Source organism: Alicyclobacillus suci (assembly GCF_017329615.1).
GTDB classification, from domain to species: domain Bacteria; phylum Bacillota; class Bacilli; order Alicyclobacillales; family Alicyclobacillaceae; genus Alicyclobacillus; species Alicyclobacillus suci.
Map to the genome: position 1 here is coordinate 16629 of NZ_JAFMTW010000036.1, position 18933 is coordinate 35561.

An 18933-nucleotide genomic window follows, 5' to 3' on the forward strand; every position below is an offset into this window, starting at 1 on the left:
GCAGTCCTGTTCATCAATAGACAGTTTACGATGACGCACAGAGTACATTGACTGTCATGGTAATATGATATATGATGCTGTAGTCGAGGTGACGATATGAGTCAGAACAAGATCACATCCGATTTATTGCGAGGACATACCGATACGATGATATTGCGACTTTTGTCGGAAGCTGATCGTTATGGTTACGAAATGGTTAAATTGGTCGCCGAACGCTCGGGTGGTGAATATGAGCTGAAGGAAGCGACAATGTACTCTAGCGTTCGGCGGCTGGAGGCAGACGGTGATATCGAGTGGTATTGGGGCGACGAATCCCAGGGAGGACGACGCAAGTATTTTCGGATTACCGAAAAGGGCAGAGTCACTTACGCCAGCAACAAAAGCAATTGGGAGTACGCCAAGCGCGTACTCGACACCTTGTTGTAAGGGGATTGGACATGATGAACGAGAAATTGACGACCTATTTGAATGAGCTGTTTGCTCCGTATGATGGGATAAAGAGCGTGGGCGAACTGAAGGCCGACCTTCTTTCCGATTTGCAGGAACGGTTCCGTGAACTCAAGGCCGAAGGTAAGGACGATGAAACGGCCTTTGCCATGACCATCGATAGCATTGGCGACATCGAAGAGACGGTGAAAGAAATCGCTAACCTCTCCCAGTCGCTGGAACGGCAGGTGCGCATCAACCTGCGTGCGATGAATCTGAACGAGAGCGACTTCGCGGGCGTTGCCCTGCATAAAGGAAAATTCAAAGCGAGTGCGTTGCGCGGAGCCAACTTTGTTGGCGCGGATTTGACCGGTTGCTCGTTTGCGACGAGCGATGTGCGTGAAGGCAATTTTGATGGGGCAAATCTGACAGATTGCAGTTTTTACGCCACGGACCTCGCAAATGCGAGTTTCCACCAATCCGTGCTTGTACGCACTGATGTGAATGTTTCAAGCCTGAAAGGCGCGAAGTTCATAGACACCAGACTGACGGACGCTGAGTTGGCCAAGTCAGATCTTAGAACCGCAACCTTCGAGAACTGTACCTTTCACGGCGTTGATTTCAAATATTGCGATTTGCGAGGAATTCGTTTTGACGAACAGATTTTCAGCGGTGTGCGTTTTGACAGGTCCACATTGAAAGACGTTTCGTTTCGAGGCGCAACGCTCAAGAATGTGTCCTTCCGGCTACCGATTTCCGTGACAAACAAATCGTATAACGACTTCAAAACCGTCTGCTTCGACGGCGCGATGATGGATAAGCTGACCTATGCGGCGCTAAAAGGTCTGTGGGTCGTCGATTTGTCTAACGTTGCGGTCATCTAAGGCAGTAGGGAAATCGCTGGAAGTCGTCCTAGCGTGATATTCACTGTCCGTAAGCGACGGATAAAGCCCACCAGAATGGTCTCCTATGTGACATCGTCTGCGGCGAGTCAGATTGCTGCGGTTTAGAAAACTGGTAGCTATCTTACATTTTATTCGAATAATCCACTGGTGAATCTCGGTTCGGGAATTGTGGCGAAACAAGATGCGGCGCTCAATCACGACGGGCTACAATGGCAAGAAGGTAACTGAACCATTGAAACGTTGTGGTTCGACGGTAACCAAGGTGGCCAGCAAATGGCGAAGAACGTGGTCACGTACTCGTGAGCGCACTTTTTGTCGTCGTGAACCAGACTGACGAGAAGCCGTTCGAGCAACTACCCAGTCTTCTTTTCACAAATGGTCGGATTCATGCCTGTCTATGGGCAACCAACGGAGCAATCGACCACGAGGAAATTTCTGACGGTCACCAATGGAACACAATCGATCACGGTAAGCGACCTACTTGACATTTGGCATGTGTCAACCAAGCATGGAGATCTGCGTGATTGGTTTATCCGCAATCCATACAATCGTCGTATTGCGCAGTTGTTTCGTGCGTGTTATGATTCAAAACTAGTTGAATGATTATCAGACATAGCGTAATTTTCTGATAATATATCCCTTGTTGCAATCGCGAGGGCAGATTCTGAAGAGGTACGGTTTGTATCTAGTTGAAGAGGTGCCAGGCAAAATGAGACTAGCCAGTTGGGTTCAACATTCTGAACCGTCGTTCATTCGAGAGATTCTAAAGGCAGCACAGCAACCGGATGTCATATCGTTTGCCGGTGGGTTGCCGTCCCCCGAATTGTTCCCAGTGCAAGAAGCGATGGAAGTTTACCAAGAGGTTCTATCCAGTCAGGGAAGTGTTGCCTTGCAATACAGCCCAAGCGAGGGAGAGACTTCGCTTCGGGAGGTTATCGCCACACAACTTTCGAGGAAAAGTATGCAGATTCAGGTGGATGATGTACTCATTACCAACGGTTCTCAACATGGCCTAGATTTAGTTGGCAAGTCTTTTATTGATTCAGGCGATGTCGTGTTGGTGGAATCTCCAACTTATCTGGGTGCCTTGCAGGCGTTTGCTCCTTATCAGCCAAGATTCGTGACTGTCGATACAGATGAGGAAGGAATGATACCAGAAGCGCTCGCTCAAGCCCTTCAGGTCTATCATCCAAAATTCATTTATCTCGTTCCGACATTTCAGAATCCTACAGGGCGAACGATGGGGTTAACACGTCGTGAGCAAATTGTACAACTTTGCCAGGCTGCAGAAGTGGCGATTGTCGAGGATGATCCATACAGTGACCTGCGCTATGATGGCCCCCCTGTGCCAAGTATTCGTTCACTGTGGAATGAAGTTATCTATCTGGGGACGCTATCAAAGACTGTCGCGCCTGGTATGAGATTGGGGTGGATGGTAGCCCCACCAAAATTCATGCATGCGGCGAAGTTAGGCATGCAAGCCACGTGTCTCAACGTAAGCGCGCTTACACAACATGCGGCGGCTCGCCTCTTGTCACACCCAAATCATCGGTACCATATTGATACCATTCGTGAAGCGTATGGCGAGAGAATGCGGTGCATGCTTGACTCTTTGGAACGGGAATTTCCGAGTGGCACAACATGGACAAGGCCTGATGGAGGATTATTCATCTGGGTAACTTTGCCGGATGGCATTCGGTCATTTGACTTGGTTGAATCGGCCTATCAAAATCGCGTTGCCTTTGTACCGGGCACGCCATTTTTTGTAGGAAATGATGGCGAGTCGAACATGCGGCTCAATTTCTCTAATTCATCGCTAGCGCAAATTGAGGTGGGCATTCGGCGCTTGGGAAATGCAATCAAACAATTAGAACCACAAAAGGTAAGGGCTTAGTTCAGAAGCGAAGGGACTATTCAATATTTTGTAGATTCCAGACCACTTGCGGGTGGTCTTTTATATCGCGCCGGTTAGGCGAATCTGTAGCAGTCTAACCGGTTCTCATCACTTGCGTATCGCAAGTGATGGTACGATGCGGTCACCCGTGGCTTTGATGTAATGCTTTTTATCACATTGAGTACAGTTGTTGCCTATCTTGTGAAGGCATCGCTTGATATATTTTGTCAATTGCAGCGGGCAAACGGCTTTTAACAAGAAATACATGAGAAAGCGCTTCAAAAACTTACGGCAGGTAAAATCCTCCACCATAAGCAGCACTGTACATCCGTTGAGATTGCCTATACTAAATTAAAAACTAACGACGCCAAAAACATTATGGACATCAAAACGCTTGTGGCCCCTACGGCGCAAGTTCATGACGCTATAGGGGCCCATTCTATCATTTTTAGAGCACGGTTTTGCCAAACACTGACTCAACGAGTTCAACCGCCATCAGGGCCGTGCGATTTTGCTCATCAAGAATTGGATTCACTTCCACGACGTCTACGGAGACGATGGCGTTTGACGCGGACAACATTTCCATCGCCAAATGTCCCTCACGGTAGGTGACGCCGCCATTGACTGGGGTGCCGACGCCGGGGGCCAGCGTGGGATCAAGTGCGTCGAGGTCTAGGCTCAAATGAATTCCATCTGTTCCATTTGTTGCGATTTGAATCGCTTCCTCCATGACGACCGCCATGCCGCGTTGGTCGATTTCGGACATCGTGTAGCAACGAATGCCGGCTTTGGCAATGAGCTTTGCTTCATCTGGGTCAATGGAACGAATGCCAACGAGTACGACATTCTCCGGTTTCACCTTAGGCGTGACGCCGCCAATGCTGATTAAGTCATCATGTCCATAGCCTAGACTCACAGCCAAAGGCATCCCATGGATGTTTCCTGAGGGCGTCGTCTCCGCTGTATTCATATCTCCATGTGCATCGAACCAGATGACGCCATAATTCGTGCTAGATTGAGCCATACCAGCTAAACTGCCAATGGCTATGCTGTGATCTCCGCCAAGAACGAGTGGGATGTGTCCTTCTGACACGACGGTACTCACCATGCCGCACAGACTTTCGGAGACGGCCTTCACTTCGTTTAAATAGCGAAGTTTTGCATTCTGCGCTTGTTCGTGCATTTCTGGCGTTGGAACGTTGATATTGCCGAGATCTTTCACTGGATAACCAAGGTTTTTAAGCGCTGCCTCAAGTCCTGCGTATCGTATGGCACTTGGCCCCATGTCGACACCGCGCCGGCCTTGCCCAAGGTCGGACGGAACGCCGATGATGCGTATCTCCTTCATCTGTAACACCAACTTTCCACTTTTAAATTTAGACCCAACCGCGGTAATGCATGGCTTCCGCCATCTTTTGAATACCGACCATGTAGGCCGCCAGACGCATGTTCACGCCCTGCGTCGTCGCCATGTCGTAGACGCGTTCAAACGAGTGGGTCATGACTTGTCGGAGACGTTGTTCTACCTCTTCTGCAGTCCAGTAAAGTCCTTGGTTGTTCTGCACCCACTCAAAGTAAGACACGGTCACACCGCCTGCGTTCGCCAATACATCGGGTACGAGCAAAACGCCGTTTTCCGACAGCACTTTTGTGGCATCCAGCGTCGTTGGACCGTTCGCTGCTTCTGCGACGATTTGTGCCCGTATCCGATGCGCATTGTCTTTGGTGATTTGGTTCTCAATCGCAGCCGGCACAAGAATGTCACAGGGCATTTCAAGTAGTTGCTCGTTTGAAATGGTGTGCTTAAAGTTTTTGGTCACCATGCCGAAGGAATCTCTCATGTCTAACAGCTCGTCAATATCTAAGCCGTTTTCGTTATAAATAGCGCCGTATGCATCGGAGATGCCAATGACAAGCGCACCCGCATCATGCATGAATTTCGACAGGTAGCTTCCTGCGTTGCCAAATCCCTGTACAATCACTTTTGCCCCTTGGAGGGAAAGTCCTCGTCGTTTCGCCGCTTCTTCGATACAGATGGCGACGCCCTTGGCCGTAGCCGTGTCTCGCCCTTGTGATCCGCCAAGAACCAACGGCTTGCCCGTAATAAACCCAGGGGAATCAAACTCGCGAAGATGGCTATATTCGTCCATCATCCAGGCCATGATTTGAGAATTGGTATACACGTCCGGCGCTGGAATATCCTTTGTCGGCCCCACAATTTGGCTGATGGAGCGGACATAAGCCCGACTCAGCCGCTCCAGTTCGGCGACGGACATGTCGCGCGGATCGCAAATGATACCGCCCTTACCACCGCCGTAGGGAAGTCCCACGACGCCGCATTTCACTGACATCCAGATGGACAGCGCCTGGACCTCTTCCAATGTCACATCCGGGTGGAAGCGAATCCCGCCCTTGGTCGGCCCAATGGCGTTATTGTGTTGGCTCCGGTAGCCGGTGAAGACTTTGACGGACCCGTCGTCCATTCGCACTGGAATCCGAACGGTCAGCGTGAGTAGAGGCGCTTTTAGCAGCTCGTAATACGCTGGGCCGTAGCCGAGATGCGTCAACGCGTCCAGAATCACTTGTTGCGTTGACGTAAGAACATCTTGTTCATGTCTCGTTGTTTTGTTTTCAGTGACCGCGCTCATTGATGTCACCCCATGTCATTCATCGCTATTCGTTGATTACAGTTGGAACACAGATTGAATCTTTTCGAATGCCCAATCGAGTTCTTCTTCTGTAATGATGAGCGGCGGGGCGAAGCGAATGGTGTTTTCGTGTGTCTCTTTGCACAGAAGCCCAAGGTCTTTCAATTGCTCGCAATACGGACGGGCCTTTGTCGTCAACTCGAGTCCAATAAACAGCCCGCGGCCCCGTACTTCTTTGATAATGGGATTGTTCAACGTGCGCAGCTTGTTTAAGAAGTACTCGCCCAGTACGCGGGAGCGCTCTGGTAAGTTTTCTTCTTCGATTACTTTGAGGGCTGCAACGGCCACTGCACTGCCGAGCGGATTTCCGCCAAATGTGGAGCCGTGTGATCCGGGTTCGAACAAGCCGAGAATTTCCTTGTCCGCAGCAACCGCCGAAACGGGAATCACCCCTGCACCCAGCGCTTTGCCGATGATGTACATATCGGGAATGACTTCTTCCCAGTCACAGGCGAACATTTTTCCGGTTCGTCCTAAGCCAGTTTGAATTTCGTCGGCGACGAACAGGACATGGTTATCTTTGCAGACTTGATACGCGTCGCGAAGATAGCCTTCGGGCGGAATGACAATGCCTGCTTCACCCTGGATGGGTTCCACGAGAAATGCAGCTGTGTTCGGCGAAATGGCACGTTTGAGTGCGTCGATGTCACCATACGGAACGATTTTGAAACCAGGCGTCAACGGGCCAAACGCGCGTTGGTATTCCGCATCGGAGCTAAAGGAGATAATGGTTGTGGTGCGGCCATGGAAATTGCCGGAGGCCACAATGATCTCCGCTTGATTATCCGGAACTTTTTTCACGTCATAGGCCCAACGGCGAATGGCCTTAATCGCGGTTTCAACCGCTTCTGCGCCCGTGTTCATCGGTAAGATCATGTTCTTATGTGTGATTTTGGCCAAGCTTTCGTACAAATAACCCAGTTGATCATTGTGAAAGGCACGCGACGTCAAGGTAATTCTATCTGCTTGGTCCTTGAGTGCTTGAATGACCTTGGGATGTCGATGACCTTGGTTTAGCGCGGAGTATGCGCTGAGCATATCCATGTATCGCTTGCCTTCTGTATCCTCAACCCAAACACCCTCACCTTTTGCGAGGACAATCGGGAGAGGATGGTAGTTCTTTGCGCCGTATTGTTCCTCTAGCGTCTTGGGAGATGCCGTGGTATTTTGCATGGATAATTCCTCCTTGTGTGATTTGGCACGCGATTCTTACGTGCGCCAAATATGCTGTTCTGGGCTTACAGAACCTCTGAACTCAGTTTCGGCTGTGTGAACAGCAGTAGATAGTCAGGCCCTCCGGCTTTTGAATCCGTCCCCGACATATTGAAGCCCCCAAACGGATGGACACCAACCAAAGCACCCGTTGATTTCCGGTTGAAATAGAGGTTGCCGACGTGGAACGTGCGGCGTGCTTCTTCGACGTGTTCGCGATTTGTTGTGAACACAGATCCGGTCAGGCCAAACTCTGTGTTGTTCGCAGCCGCAATGGCGTCAGAAAAGGTCTGTACCTTCGTGAACGCCACCACCGGGCCAAAAATCTCCTCTTTGGAGATGCGCGCGTCTGCCGGGACATCGGCGAAAATGGTGGGGGGGACAAAGTATCCAGGTTTATCCCACGACTCACCGCCGCACACCAGACGACCTTCCTGTTTGCCCATCTCGATATAGTACTTGATTTTCTCATAAGCTTTTTGGTCGATGACGGGACCCACCTGGGTGTTTGCGTTCACCGCATCGCCAACGGTGAGTGCACGTGTCTTTTCCACCACACGGTCCAAAAGGTCTTGATAAATTGCTTCATGTGCAATGACCCGCGAACATGCAGAGCACTTTTGACCGCTGAACATAAACGCGGAATTGACGATGTTTTGTGCAGCCAAGTCCAAATCGGCTTGTTCGTCGACGATGATGGCGTCTTTGCCACCCATTTCAGCGATGACGCGTTTGAGCCAAATTTGGCCTGCATGGACTTTTGAGGCACGCTCATAGATACGGACACCTACATCGCGTGATCCCGTGAAGGTCACAAATCGAGTACGGGCGTGATCAACCATGTAATCTCCGATTTCACCTGCGTCACCTGGTACGAAGTTGACGACGCCGTCTGGGAGTCCCACTTCTTTCAAAACCTCATAGAAGCGGTAGGCAATGATCGGCGTTTGACTCGCTGGCTTCAAAAGGACGGTATTTCCAGAGACAATCGCAGCCGCTGTCATACCTGCCATGATTGCCAGTGGGAAATTCCAGGGTGGAATGACCACGCCAACGCCGAGTGGGATGTACTCGAGTTGGTTATCCTCACCTGGATATGAAATGAGCGTCTGTTTTCCTCGTTCGGACAACTGCAACATTTGGCGTCCGTAATACTCGAGGAAATCAATGCACTCAGCTGTATCCGCATCTGCTTCAGCGCGCGTCTTTCCTGCCTCTAATAACAACCACGAGGAGAATTCATGCTTCCGGCGGCGAATCACAGCGGCCGCTTTAAACAGATAGCCGGCGCGTTCTTCTGGGCGTACTTGTGACCAAGTGGCAAATGTTTTCGAAGCAACCTGAAATGCTTCGTCAATGATACTTTTATCTGCTTGTGCCACCAAGCCAACGATTTGCTCCAAATCGGATGGGTTGCGAGATTTCTGGTGCTGGTCGGTATAAATCTCGCGACCACCAATGATAAGTGGGCAGGTTTGGCCAAGTTGTGACGATACACGCTCGAAAGCGGTGGTAAATGCCGCTTCATTCTCCGGCTTGGAGAAGTCCGTCAGCGCTTCAGGAAAGTATGGAATCACAGTTGATTTCCTCCTCATGTACACGACGCATGGTTGTTCAATCCAACCGGATTGGAAAATAAAGTGGTTGAAATGCCGAATTGGCATTCGGGTTGAATAAGCGCTTTCATAGATGATGATGCAAAAACGATTTGCAGAAATCAATTGCCGTTATTTATTGCAGGTGCAAAAATGGTTTGCAGTTTGCTGGCGCGCCCAGTAAACTGATGACGTAGAGCAGCGAATTTCAACACTTTTCAGGCAACAGGGAATCATCCCATTTGGGGGGATATGCGTGGCGAGCGCCCATATCAATGACCTAGAAAATAGGACGCGCGCGTTGATTCAAATGTATGAGTTTTTGGTGGATCAACTCGACGAAGGAATCCATGTTGTCGATGCGTCTGGGAAAACGGTGATTTACAATCAGAAAATGGCTGACATTGAGTCCATGTCCGCTGTGGATGTACTGAATAAGGATGTGCTTGACGTTTTCACCTTTCCAGAGGAAGGTTATAGCACATTGCTTCATGCACTACAAACTGGACGCGCAACGTTTAATGTCAAACAGACGTACTACAACTTGCAGGGCGAATCGGTGACGACGATTAACAATACCATGCCTATTGTTCTCAACGGTGAAATCTGTGGAGCGGTGGAAATCGCACGCGATATCACCCAAATCGAACGGATTCAAGAGAACATTCTGAGGCGTGGAAAAACGCGGTACACGTTTGACAGTTTGATTGGCGAGAGCCCCAATATTGTCGAAGTGATGGAGCATGCAAAGCGAGCGGCCCGGACAAACTCGTCCATTCTGATTGTGGGGGAGACTGGAACGGGTAAGGAATTGTTTGCGCAAAGCATTCATCACGCGAGTCCTCGTTCCGCTGGGCCCTTTGTTTCGCAAAATTGCGCTGCATTGCCAGAGCACCTTATTGAAGGCATCTTGTTCGGCACCGTGCACGGCGCATTTCCTGGAGCCATCGATAGGCCAGGGCTCCTCGAACAAGCGGATGGGGGGACACTGCTACTAGACGAATTGAATTCGCTGAGCTTACCTTTGCAGGCCAAACTTCTTCGCGCACTTCAAGAAAAGACAATCCGCCGCCTCGGTGATACACGGGATAGAACCGTCGATGTGCGCATTATTGCGACCGTCCATGAGGATCCATTAGACGATGTGGTCAAAGGGACACTTCGGAAAGACCTATACTACCGTCTCAGCGTCGTGACGTTGTTTTTGCCACCATTGCGGGAGCGTAAACAGGATATACCGAATCTGACCGCTCTCTTTGTGCAGAGATACAATGAACTCTTTGGCATGCAGGTTCAGGGCGTTTCTGACGAAGTGATGAAATACTTTCTCACCTATCCATGGCCAGGTAACGTTCGTGAACTCGAGAATACCATCGAAGGCGCTATGAACATGGTTGTGGACAATGGCGAAATTGACGTCGTACACCTTCCGATGCATATACGCCGGCGGGTAAACGCCTTGGACGAAACGCCGCATGGCGATAATAGCAGTCAACTTCTCGATTATGCATCGTTTGCACAGGAGCGAAATTTACAGTCTCAGTTGTCTCAATACGAGCGCGCATACGTGTTAAAGGTCTTATCGCAAAATGGGGGAAATGTGTCTGCCACAGCGCGGGCGCTGGGTGTGAGTAGACAAAGTTTGCAGTACAGGCTTCGCAAGTGGAATCACACCACGTAGGGTTTATCGGTGGTGCAAAATATTTTTGCGCCCCGCAATCCACAAAGGCAGTTGTGTTTCAGTCGGTACATCTGCAATATATTTTCTTAGTTAGAATGAAAGCGGTTGCTCAGTGCCGCGATAACATGCCGAACGAAGTTAGGAAAGAGGGGGAACCCACTTGGATAAACTAAAGGAAATTGTCGACAAAGAAGCAGGCTTGAAACGTGGAATGCGTAGTCGACATATGTTTATGATTTCAATCGGCGGGGTCATTGGCACAGGACTATTCGTGGGATCCGGCTATACCATCAATCAAGCCGGCCCTGGCGGCGCTGTCCTTGCGTATATGTTAGGCGGCATATTAGTCGGCATTGTCATGGCGTCACTCGGGGAGTTGGCGACCGCTATGCCTGTGGCGGGATCGTTTAAAACATACGCCCAAGTCTTTATTAGCCCGAGTGTCGGATTTTTAAGCGCGTGGCTGTATTGGATCAACGGCGCCATCACGATTACGGTTGAGTGGTTAGCGGCCGTCATAATTTTGCAGCAGTATTTCCCGCACATTCCGAGCGTCGTGTTTTATGTGGTATTCTTTATTATCTACTTAGTCTTAAATATTATGGCAGTTGGCGTGTATGGAGAATCGGAATTCTGGTTTGCGAGCATTAAGGTCATTGGCATCATCGTTGCGTCTGCCGTGGGCATTGCAGTGATTTTTGGCTGGACCTCGCATCCGGCAATCGGTGCTACAAACTATTTGCATCATGGCGGCTTGTTTCCGCATGGCTTTGGCGCCTCGTTTCTGGCACTGGTTTCCGTCTGTTTTTCGTATAGCGGCACGGAACTGATTGGGATTGCGGCGGGTGAAAGTCGTGATCCGGCGAAATCCGTACCTCGCGCGGTTCGCACGACGACGCTGCGCACACTCTTATTCTACGTGCTCGCGATGATTGTCTTAGTGGGTATCATCCCGTGGCAGTCGGCAGGCGTGAACGATAGCCCGTTTGCAACGATATTTCAATTGGCCGGAATTCCGTCCGCGCATGTCATTATGGATATTATCGTCGTCACCTCGGCACTGTCTGCAGGTTCCTCGTGGACATATGCCTCTTCCCGTCTCATCTGGTCGATGTCGCTCGATGGCATGGCACCGAAGTTCCTCAGCAAACTCAGTAAACGGCAAGTACCCGTCCGTTCAGTGTTATTTACCATGATTATTGGTGTGGCTGGACTTTTGCTTTATAAAGTTTCACCGGACAAACTGTACACTTGGATTTTATCTGGTATCGGGTTGGTTGTCGTCATTGACTGGGGAATTATCTGCCTGGCGCAAATGGGATTTCGGCGTAAGTATGTCCGTTCAGGTGGTAAGGTGAGCGAGCTCCCATACCGAACCCCGCTGTATCCTGTGTTGCCGCTCGTCGGCATTCTCGCGAATGCGGCGATTGCTGTGAGTCTTTGGTTCGTCCCCGGTCAGCGGATCACGATATACACAGGTGTGCCAATTATTGCGATTATCATGCTGTATTATTTCTTGTTTGCGAGAAAGAGGATTCTTGCAAAGCAAAAAGAGAATAGGGAGAAAATTGAAAATTCACTGTCTGTCGAACTTTCGTAAGGTCTGGTCGCTTAAGAGCCGTTGGGAGTCTGAAATTTTTGTAGGTAATGACCGAATGTTAAAAGTGGCCATATCGTGTTGTAGCTGTGAAAATGAATATAGAATCCACCTGGGAGTCCGCCGCCCGTTGGGTAGGAGGTGGTCCAATCGGATGGGGCCTTTCCCATAGCCAAGACTTTCGTAGACAAGAATCGAATGCCGTGCTCAATCGCGGGCATGGTGTGGGAAGAGGCTATAATTAATGCGTCCGTTGCCCAGGCGGTTTGCGATAGGGTGCTTCTGCCGAGTGGTACGTAGGCATGCCTTGTATCGCTCAAGCATGTTTCTCCCCATCCCCCGTCCGCGTTTTGAATATCATGGAGCCACGCTACCGCGCGACGAATTGAGGGGTGACTCGCGTCTAGCCCAGCCGCCAAGAGCCCCGTCAGTGCGGCCCACGTCCCGTAAATGAAACAAATGCCCCATCGCCCATACCACGAGCCATCCACTTCTTGATGTTTGAGCAACCAATGGACGGCTCGCTGCACAACCTTGTCTTTTTGGGTATATCCCGCATCATTACAAAGAAATTCGAGGGTTCTGCCGGTTAAATCGGGACATGACGGATCCGTGAGTGTAGCCTTCGCCCCATCTATGGCCAAATTGGACACGATTCGTTTGTTTTTATTCCGTTCAAATGCAGGCCAGCCGCCATCCGAATTTTGCATAGACAAAACCCAGTTTAACCCCCGCTTCCAAGCGCATTGGACACTGGAACTCGTTTTCGCCGAGTGGGTGAGTGCACGTAGCGCTGCTGTTGTATCATCGACATCCGGAATGAGTGTATTGACGTCGGAAAATCCCCAGCCCCCACTGTCATTCCTTGCGTCAGGAGGTTGTAAATCCCGGGTTCCATGGTGCTGGCGCACGAGTAAATAGGTTTGCGCTTTACGCACCATTGTGGTCGTGTCGATGTGGGGAATCGTTTGAACTGCATAGCTCATTAACGCCGTGTCCCACACCGTGGAGGTCATATTTTGCAAATGGGCCCCATTCGAGAGTGGATAGATGAACGATTTTAATCCTTCGATGGCCCGAACAATTGTTGGATGATTCTTCGGATACCCCAGGCCAAGTAGCGCATAAATCATAAAGAACGTTGCACTCGCATAGCTCATCAATGTTCCGTCATGCTCTATGTGTTGTAATAAAAAATGTTCTAACCTCCGTAGAGACCAAGTTTTGATGGATAGAGGGCTTCTTCGAAGCGGGGCTTGTTTGTGTGTCTGGTTCTCTTTCTGTGTGGACTCCAGCAGTGAGGTGCTTAAATCCGGTAAATCGGGCGATGTGACAGGTGTTTCGCAATGCGCCGCAATGAGAACTGGGGCGATATGACCACGGGCATAACCGACGAAGTCAAAGAAGTTCACGGGAAACCACTTTGGCAACAATGTCCAGATTAAGGGAACCTGATAGTGCTTCCATGGAAGTTGACCTATACAGGCTAACATTGCCCTAGTAGATGTCCCAATTTGCGCCAACCCGCCATGGTGACGTATGAAGTACCTGGCTCGTTCGAGCGGATTGTTATCGGTTGTGCCATGGCCAGTCGAAAGTAATGCGTAATATGATTCGACGGTTGCCGATAAATTTCCCCATCCTGGCTCATCATGAAACAAAGACCAAGCACCATGATCGTTTTGGAGGCTCAAAATGCGGGAGGACAGGGGTTGTATCACGTCTTTGTCATCAAGTCCCAAAGCGCGAAGGAGGAGTATCATGTAGGCGTCTGTCATCGGTCCACTTTCACAGCAGTACCTCCACGATCCGTCCGTTGCCTGATTGTTCTCCAATTGACGCACTAATGCATCAACCGCCTGCCTCACCTATTCTATCATACGGATTCCTCCAGCGACCAAAACAAATATCTGGAGTAAAATACGTGACTCGTTATGGAGGACGCTACGGATAAGTGCACAGTCATTGCTTCAGGACCTTCATAAAATCCACGCGGTATCAAGATAACTGTCCGTACAAGCAGGTCTACTGGATGAATAAGGTGACACGTAAGTGTGATTACAGGGTGAGGGAGGGGATATTATTGGGGATTGATCCGTGGCTTATGTGCAAATTCGCATACAAAATGATGCACCCGGTTTATTCTCGACGGGCTCGTGCAATTCTCAAATCGTACATGCAGCCCTACAAGATCCGTATGCGGTCGGTTGCATGATTGACCGCCTTTGTACAGCTTGTCGGGATAAGCTCACACCGGCACAACGTGCCGCAGCCATTCGATTCGTGATTTCACAACGGTGCAATCCGGCGAATCCACGTCATCGGGCGCGTATGCGGAGAATGGTATTCGGCTACTGATTGGATAGGCACCGGACTATATTGGTGAACAGACGCACATGACTAGCATGCACTCGTTGGGGACAGCGGGTGCATTTGTCGTGAATTCGAGCGATAGATGGTTTCCAACAATGTGCCCACTTCAGTTTTCTATTAGAATAGTACATAGGTGTTGCCTAAATACATCAAAGTGTCTTACTTGCAACTTGGTGGATCTGGTAGACCATTTCCCAGTCCGACTTTTTGCTGGTGACCAGGAGGTTAGTTCATGATTCGAGCGAATGCACGTGCAGTTTTTAATCCAGAGGGTCCTTTTCAATTGACCACGATTGAACGCAGAGATCTCCAACCGCACGATGTGCTGATTGAGATTAAGTATGCGGGTATTTGCCACTCAGACATTCATACCGCTCGCGGGGAATGGGGAGAGGTGCAATATCCGCTCGTTCCAGGCCACGAAATCGCCGGGATTGTCACGCAGGTTGGTTCGGAAGTCACCAAATTTGCTGTTGGTGACCGAGTGGGCGTCGGTTGCATGGTTGACTCTTGCGGGGAGTGCGATAGTTGTCGCAATGGAGACGAACAATACTGCCTGAACGGGAACGTTGGCACGTATGCTGCTATCGACAAGTACGGTCAATATACCCAGGGCGGCTATTCCACGCACATTGTCGTGACCGAAGGTTTCGTTGTACGGATTCCAGATAGCATTCCGTTGGATAAAGCGGCACCGCTTTTGTGTGCTGGAATCACCACATACTCACCACTTCGCCACTGGGGAGCAGGTCCAGGCAAGAAGGTTGCTGTCGTAGGGATGGGCGGACTTGGCCATATGGCAGTAAAACTTGCGCATGCCATGGGTGCCGAAGTCACTGTTTTATCGCAAACGCTGAAGAAGAAAGAAGATGGGTTGCGTCTTGGCGCTGATCATTATTATGCCACGAGCGATCCGGAAACGTTTCAGAAGCTGGCCAGTTCATTTGATCTCATCGTGAATACTGTCAGTGCAAAGATTGATTTGAACGTGTATCTATCGCTTCTGGCAGTGGATGGCACGATGGTCAACGTCGGCGCGCCACCGGAACCGATGCCGGTACAGGTATTCTCGCTGATTCCTTATCGTCGTTCGTTTGCCGGATCAGTCATTGGTAGCATTCGCGAAACACAGGAAATGCTTGACTTCTGTGCGGAACACGGCGTTGCACCAGAAATAGAGGTCATTTCTGCGAACCAGATTGATGAAGCCTGGAAGCGCGTGCTCGCTTCAGATGTTCGATATCGATTCGTGATTGATATTAGTACGATGGAAAATGAATAATAGAGAATCATCGAAATAGGTTGGCGGCACACCGTGTAGGTGTGCCGTTTTTCTACACAGGAAGGTGCGCTATGAATTATCGTACGGTAGGAAAAACAGGTATTCAGGTTTCGTCATTATGTTTTGGAACGATGTCGTTCGGCGCAAACGCGGATGTAGAAACATCGAAAGCGATGTTTAAACGTTGCCGGGAAGCGGGCATCAACTTTTTTGATACAGCAAACGTGTATGCGGGAGGGCGTTCCGAAGAAATCCTGGGTGATTGTATCGCGGATTGTCGGAACGAAATTATCCTTGCGACGGTTGAAGACTGATCGTATCGATTTCTACATTGTGCATATGTTTGATGCGTTTACACCGATTGAGGAGACGCTCCGTGCATTGGATGACTTGCAGGCGCAAGGAAAGATTCTTTATCCTGCGGTGAGCCCATGTATGACGTATAGCGAATAGTCGGAGATGCCTGCGGTGCATCGTATTTCCTCGATTCGGGGAAATTACGACCCTACGCAGGACGTAAGTTATGGCAACATTAGAACCGAAAATACTGTCTGTAAGAGAGCAGGTAAAAGCTCGTGAAAAACTAAAAGAACACGAAAAGGAAAAAGGCGTACTGCGGGTCGCATCTCTCATGCGTGTATCCGATAGGCACAAGCAGCTCAAAAAGAAAGTACGCTCGAAAACGATCTCGGAGCTCATCGACGAGGATTTACCGCTGCAACGCCGTACCATCGAGGAGTTTTCGAGGACAGAGTAGAGACGGGCGACTCGTGGGAATTGGCGACCGATGAGAACGGGAGGCTCGAATACATCGAGGCGGTCTCGGCATTTAAGACGCACATGAGTCGTCGTAAAGTGCTCATGCAGGCGGTAGAAGATGCTCGGGCGGGTAAATACGATGTACTAATCGTTTTTAAGCTCGACCGATTCGGCAGACGTTCGGCGGAGACGTTTGATTACGTCATGAAATTTATGATGCACATTCGCATATGGGTCGTCGAAAAACGCAAAGAGATAAAGGTCGAGGGTTCGCTTGATGAGATTTCGCTGTACCTCGAATTATGGCAGGCGGGCAGCCGCCTTTCGGTTATCGTAATGGTAAGGAAACGTATGCAATCGAGATTTACGAGCCCGAGGCTGAGATAATTCGCGAAATATTCGACCTATACGTACGCAAAAACTACGGCACCACTAAGATTACGAATCACTTAAATCGAGAGGCTAAGTACACTCGAAACGGGCATCTATGGCGACATTAGTACATAGCGGATATGCTACGAGACCCGATTTACAAAGGACATCTAACCTACGGCAAGACTGCGACCGTATACGGCGAGTGGGGAGCGGTACAGAGGAAAGTACCTAAATCGCAGTGGTTGATTCATCCTGACAAAATCGAGAGCCAAGAACGACGACATACCGTGGGTCGTAACTCGTGAGAATAGCTCGACGCTGCTACTCGGAGGCATAGCGTTCTGCTCGTCGTGCGGGGGGCACGCTGATTTCTCGATGGGGTAACAGCAAATGGACGAATCGCACGACAGGCGAGACGCATCGAAAGAAATATCAATACTACTACTGTAATAAACGGGGCTCAACTGGGAAAGCAGGATGATCGGGCAAACGGGCCGCATAAGCTAGAGGAAATTGTACTGCGGCAGGTTAAAACATTCGTCAAAGAGCACATAGCCGAGCAGGACATCTTCACCAAGATGAAAGCCGTAATAAGTAACACGAACACAACTTGCCAACGAGAGCGATGGTATCCAGTCACAGATTAGCGGGGCCGAGGCGATGGTCCTGAAACTAAACGCGATGATAGAGCGGGGTATCCTTGGTGAATCGCTAGAGGACGACCTCTCCGTAGGTCGAGCCGAGAAGATGCTCGAAAGGTACGAGGGAGAACTAAGGAGTTCCGAACTAGGGCCGCCGAGGTATCCGAGCAGAGCAAGATTACGAAAGGCGTAAAGGCTGACGAGCTACAAGGTTTTGCGGAGGTATTTCACGATTTCGATGCGATTATCGACAGCGCCGAGCCTGCAGTAAAGCGAGAGATTATGCTTTCGCTCGTGGAGCGAGTCGAGCTATCCGACAAGCGTATCGACATTACGATGCGAGAGACATATCGAAGCTCATAAACACAATCGTAGGAGCTGCGACAGGTGGCGAGATAGCTGCATCACTCTCGGAGGCGGTCGACATGCTGCCTGTGAGCCTCGTAGGGGAGTCCGAGAATGTTAGTGTACCTAACTCGCATAAAAACACCAGAGAGCCACACCAGAGAGCTCGATGCAGACATCGTAGCAGAGTATTTGAAGGCGAAGGGCGGCGAGTCCGTACAGTTCGCAGATTATCGCCGACCTACCTGAGATTGAATGGAACAAAAATACTACGGGGCAGTTTGATATTTTCATGTACCGAAATCCTCATATTGAGCGATGCAGGGGAAGGATAGGGGTAAATATCGCTATAAGGATTGATTAGATGGATTTAGAGAGCTACCAAGTGGGGCAGCAGCTAGAGGATGCAATCGTGCTAAATACGTTCGACGAGCCTCGAATAATTAACGTACGGCTCATATTGAAAGATGGCATCGAGGACGCCACAGTACGACGACTAAATGAGCTCATAGGGTACGCCGCAGCAAGGCAAACACAGGACGCGGGGCCGCAATAATGCAGCTCCTTTTTATGCTCTGATGTACCAAATCGAGGAGTTTTCGTGCATATCCGCTCGGGTCATCATAGGCCCGAAAGGAGGCGGATTATGTTGCAGGACAAGAAACTCGTATCTGTATCGAGAGACTACGAGCATGTCGTAGCAGGCGGCGAGCAGCGGCAGCAGACTCGCATCTATCTACGTATGTACACGGATGCGGGACACTCGGGACACTCGCAGATATGGCAGCGGAGAACTGGCATACGCTGTGTGTTATCGCCTCATTTATGGACGCAGAGGGCAACGGTTTTCCATCGCAGGAGTTCATCGCGGTGAGGCTCGGGGTCGTGCGTGCTACGGCGAACAAACGAGTAAAGCGACTGCTCGACTACCGATGGCAGGGTAAGCCTGTAGTAACAGTGCATAAGGTTCGGGATGATCAAGTCCAAAATGCTGTGTAAAATCCCCTCTTCGGAATGTGTCGCATCATGCTCACAATCTACTCAACGGCTGATGGGCGTCACTTTCTTGTTGGTCTGAGACTTCTTGCTCCTTGCGCCACTTCCAGTATTCTTCCATGTTCAGGTAGCAACGGCCTGTTG

The 18933-nt window shown here is 50.1% G+C and carries 17 protein-coding genes and 1 pseudogene; 13 read left to right on the plus strand and 5 right to left on the minus strand.

All coding sequences use genetic code 11. The annotated features are described in order from the left end of the window. Positions 1 to 96 precede the first annotated feature (96 nt). From J3482_RS15030 to J3482_RS15040, 3 genes are all read left to right on the plus strand, one after another. Positions 97 to 426, plus strand: a complete 330-nt coding sequence (locus J3482_RS15030; RefSeq protein ID WP_146824092.1) for a PadR family transcriptional regulator — start codon at positions 97 to 99, stop codon at positions 424 to 426. A 14-nt stretch (positions 427 to 440) separates the two neighbouring features. Beyond that, positions 441 to 1310 carry a pentapeptide repeat-containing protein gene (locus J3482_RS15035; protein ID WP_146824129.1) on the plus strand — a complete coding sequence of 290 codons (870 nt, stop codon included), beginning with the start codon at positions 441 to 443 and terminating at the stop codon, positions 1308 to 1310. A gap of 730 nt (positions 1311 to 2040) precedes the next feature. Then, positions 2041 to 3225 carry an aminotransferase-like domain-containing protein gene (locus tag J3482_RS15040; protein WP_206922632.1) on the plus strand — a complete coding sequence of 395 codons (1185 nt, stop codon included), beginning with the start codon at positions 2041 to 2043 and terminating at the stop codon, positions 3223 to 3225. A 448-nt stretch (positions 3226 to 3673) separates the two neighbouring features. Here J3482_RS15040 and rocF read toward each other — a convergent pair whose 3' ends face one another. The 4 genes from rocF to pruA all read right to left on the minus strand — a co-directional run bounded on the left by rocF (position 3674) and on the right by pruA (position 8722). Beyond that, entirely contained in the window at positions 3674 to 4573 is a 900-nt protein-coding gene (gene rocF, locus J3482_RS15045) for an arginase (RefSeq protein ID WP_146824128.1), read from the minus strand. Positions 4574 to 4601: 28 nt separating this feature from the next. Then, entirely contained in the window at positions 4602 to 5873 is a 1272-nt protein-coding gene (locus J3482_RS15050; RefSeq protein ID WP_206922633.1) for a Glu/Leu/Phe/Val family dehydrogenase, read from the minus strand. A gap of 36 nt (positions 5874 to 5909) precedes the next feature. Beyond that, complete coding sequence (locus J3482_RS15055; RefSeq protein WP_206922634.1) at positions 5910 to 7106, minus strand: ornithine--oxo-acid transaminase; 1197 nt, start codon at positions 7104 to 7106, stop codon at positions 5910 to 5912. A 65-nt stretch (positions 7107 to 7171) separates the two neighbouring features. Next, positions 7172 to 8722, minus strand: a complete 1551-nt coding sequence (gene pruA / locus J3482_RS15060; RefSeq protein WP_328702718.1) for an L-glutamate gamma-semialdehyde dehydrogenase — start codon at positions 8720 to 8722, stop codon at positions 7172 to 7174. Between the two features lie 319 nt (positions 8723 to 9041). Here pruA and J3482_RS15065 point away from each other — a divergent pair, with 319 nt between their 5' ends. Further along, on the plus strand, positions 9042 to 10421 hold the full coding sequence (locus J3482_RS15065; protein ID WP_438938624.1) for a sigma-54 interaction domain-containing protein: 1380 nt from the start codon (positions 9042 to 9044) through the stop codon (positions 10419 to 10421). Between the two features lie 160 nt (positions 10422 to 10581). Next, entirely contained in the window at positions 10582 to 12021 is a 1440-nt protein-coding gene (locus tag J3482_RS15070; protein WP_146824087.1) for an amino acid permease, read from the plus strand. Positions 12022 to 12032: 11 nt separating this feature from the next. Here J3482_RS15070 and J3482_RS15075 read toward each other — a convergent pair whose 3' ends face one another. Further along, complete coding sequence (locus tag J3482_RS15075) at positions 12033 to 13886, minus strand: terpene cyclase/mutase family protein (protein WP_206922636.1); 1854 nt, start codon at positions 13884 to 13886, stop codon at positions 12033 to 12035. Between the two features lie 229 nt (positions 13887 to 14115). Between J3482_RS15075 and J3482_RS15080 the strand changes: the two genes are divergently transcribed. The 8 genes and pseudogenes from J3482_RS15080 to J3482_RS15110 all read left to right on the plus strand — a co-directional run bounded on the left by J3482_RS15080 (position 14116) and on the right by J3482_RS15110 (position 18792). Further along, positions 14116 to 14376 carry a hypothetical protein gene (locus J3482_RS15080; RefSeq protein ID WP_206922637.1) on the plus strand — a complete coding sequence of 87 codons (261 nt, stop codon included), beginning with the start codon at positions 14116 to 14118 and terminating at the stop codon, positions 14374 to 14376. Positions 14377 to 14623: 247 nt separating this feature from the next. Further along, on the plus strand, positions 14624 to 15673 hold the full coding sequence (locus J3482_RS15085) for an NAD(P)-dependent alcohol dehydrogenase (RefSeq protein ID WP_206922638.1): 1050 nt from the start codon (positions 14624 to 14626) through the stop codon (positions 15671 to 15673). A gap of 71 nt (positions 15674 to 15744) precedes the next feature. Then, positions 15745 to 16102: pseudogene (locus J3482_RS15090) on the plus strand (aldo/keto reductase); the annotation flags it as partial. Positions 16103 to 16196: 94 nt separating this feature from the next. Then, complete coding sequence (locus J3482_RS15095; protein WP_206922639.1) at positions 16197 to 16430, plus strand: hypothetical protein; 234 nt, start codon at positions 16197 to 16199, stop codon at positions 16428 to 16430. A gap of 20 nt (positions 16431 to 16450) precedes the next feature. Next, complete coding sequence (locus J3482_RS15100; protein ID WP_206922640.1) at positions 16451 to 16819, plus strand: recombinase family protein; 369 nt, start codon at positions 16451 to 16453, stop codon at positions 16817 to 16819. Continuing rightward, the gene (locus tag J3482_RS21865; protein ID WP_206922641.1) at positions 16735 to 16932 is read left to right on the plus strand and encodes a recombinase family protein; all 198 of its coding nucleotides are present in this window, start codon (positions 16735 to 16737) and stop codon (positions 16930 to 16932) included. Before J3482_RS15100 ends, J3482_RS21865 begins: the two co-directional genes overlap by 85 nt. 975 nt (positions 16933 to 17907) lie before the next feature. Further along, positions 17908 to 18042, plus strand: a complete 135-nt coding sequence (locus J3482_RS21320) for a hypothetical protein (RefSeq protein WP_268884577.1) — start codon at positions 17908 to 17910, stop codon at positions 18040 to 18042. A 531-nt stretch (positions 18043 to 18573) separates the two neighbouring features. Beyond that, positions 18574 to 18792: a helix-turn-helix domain-containing protein gene (locus tag J3482_RS15110; protein WP_206922642.1), complete on the plus strand. Its 219-nt coding sequence runs from the start codon at positions 18574 to 18576 to the stop codon at positions 18790 to 18792. Positions 18793 to 18933 lie beyond the last annotated feature (141 nt).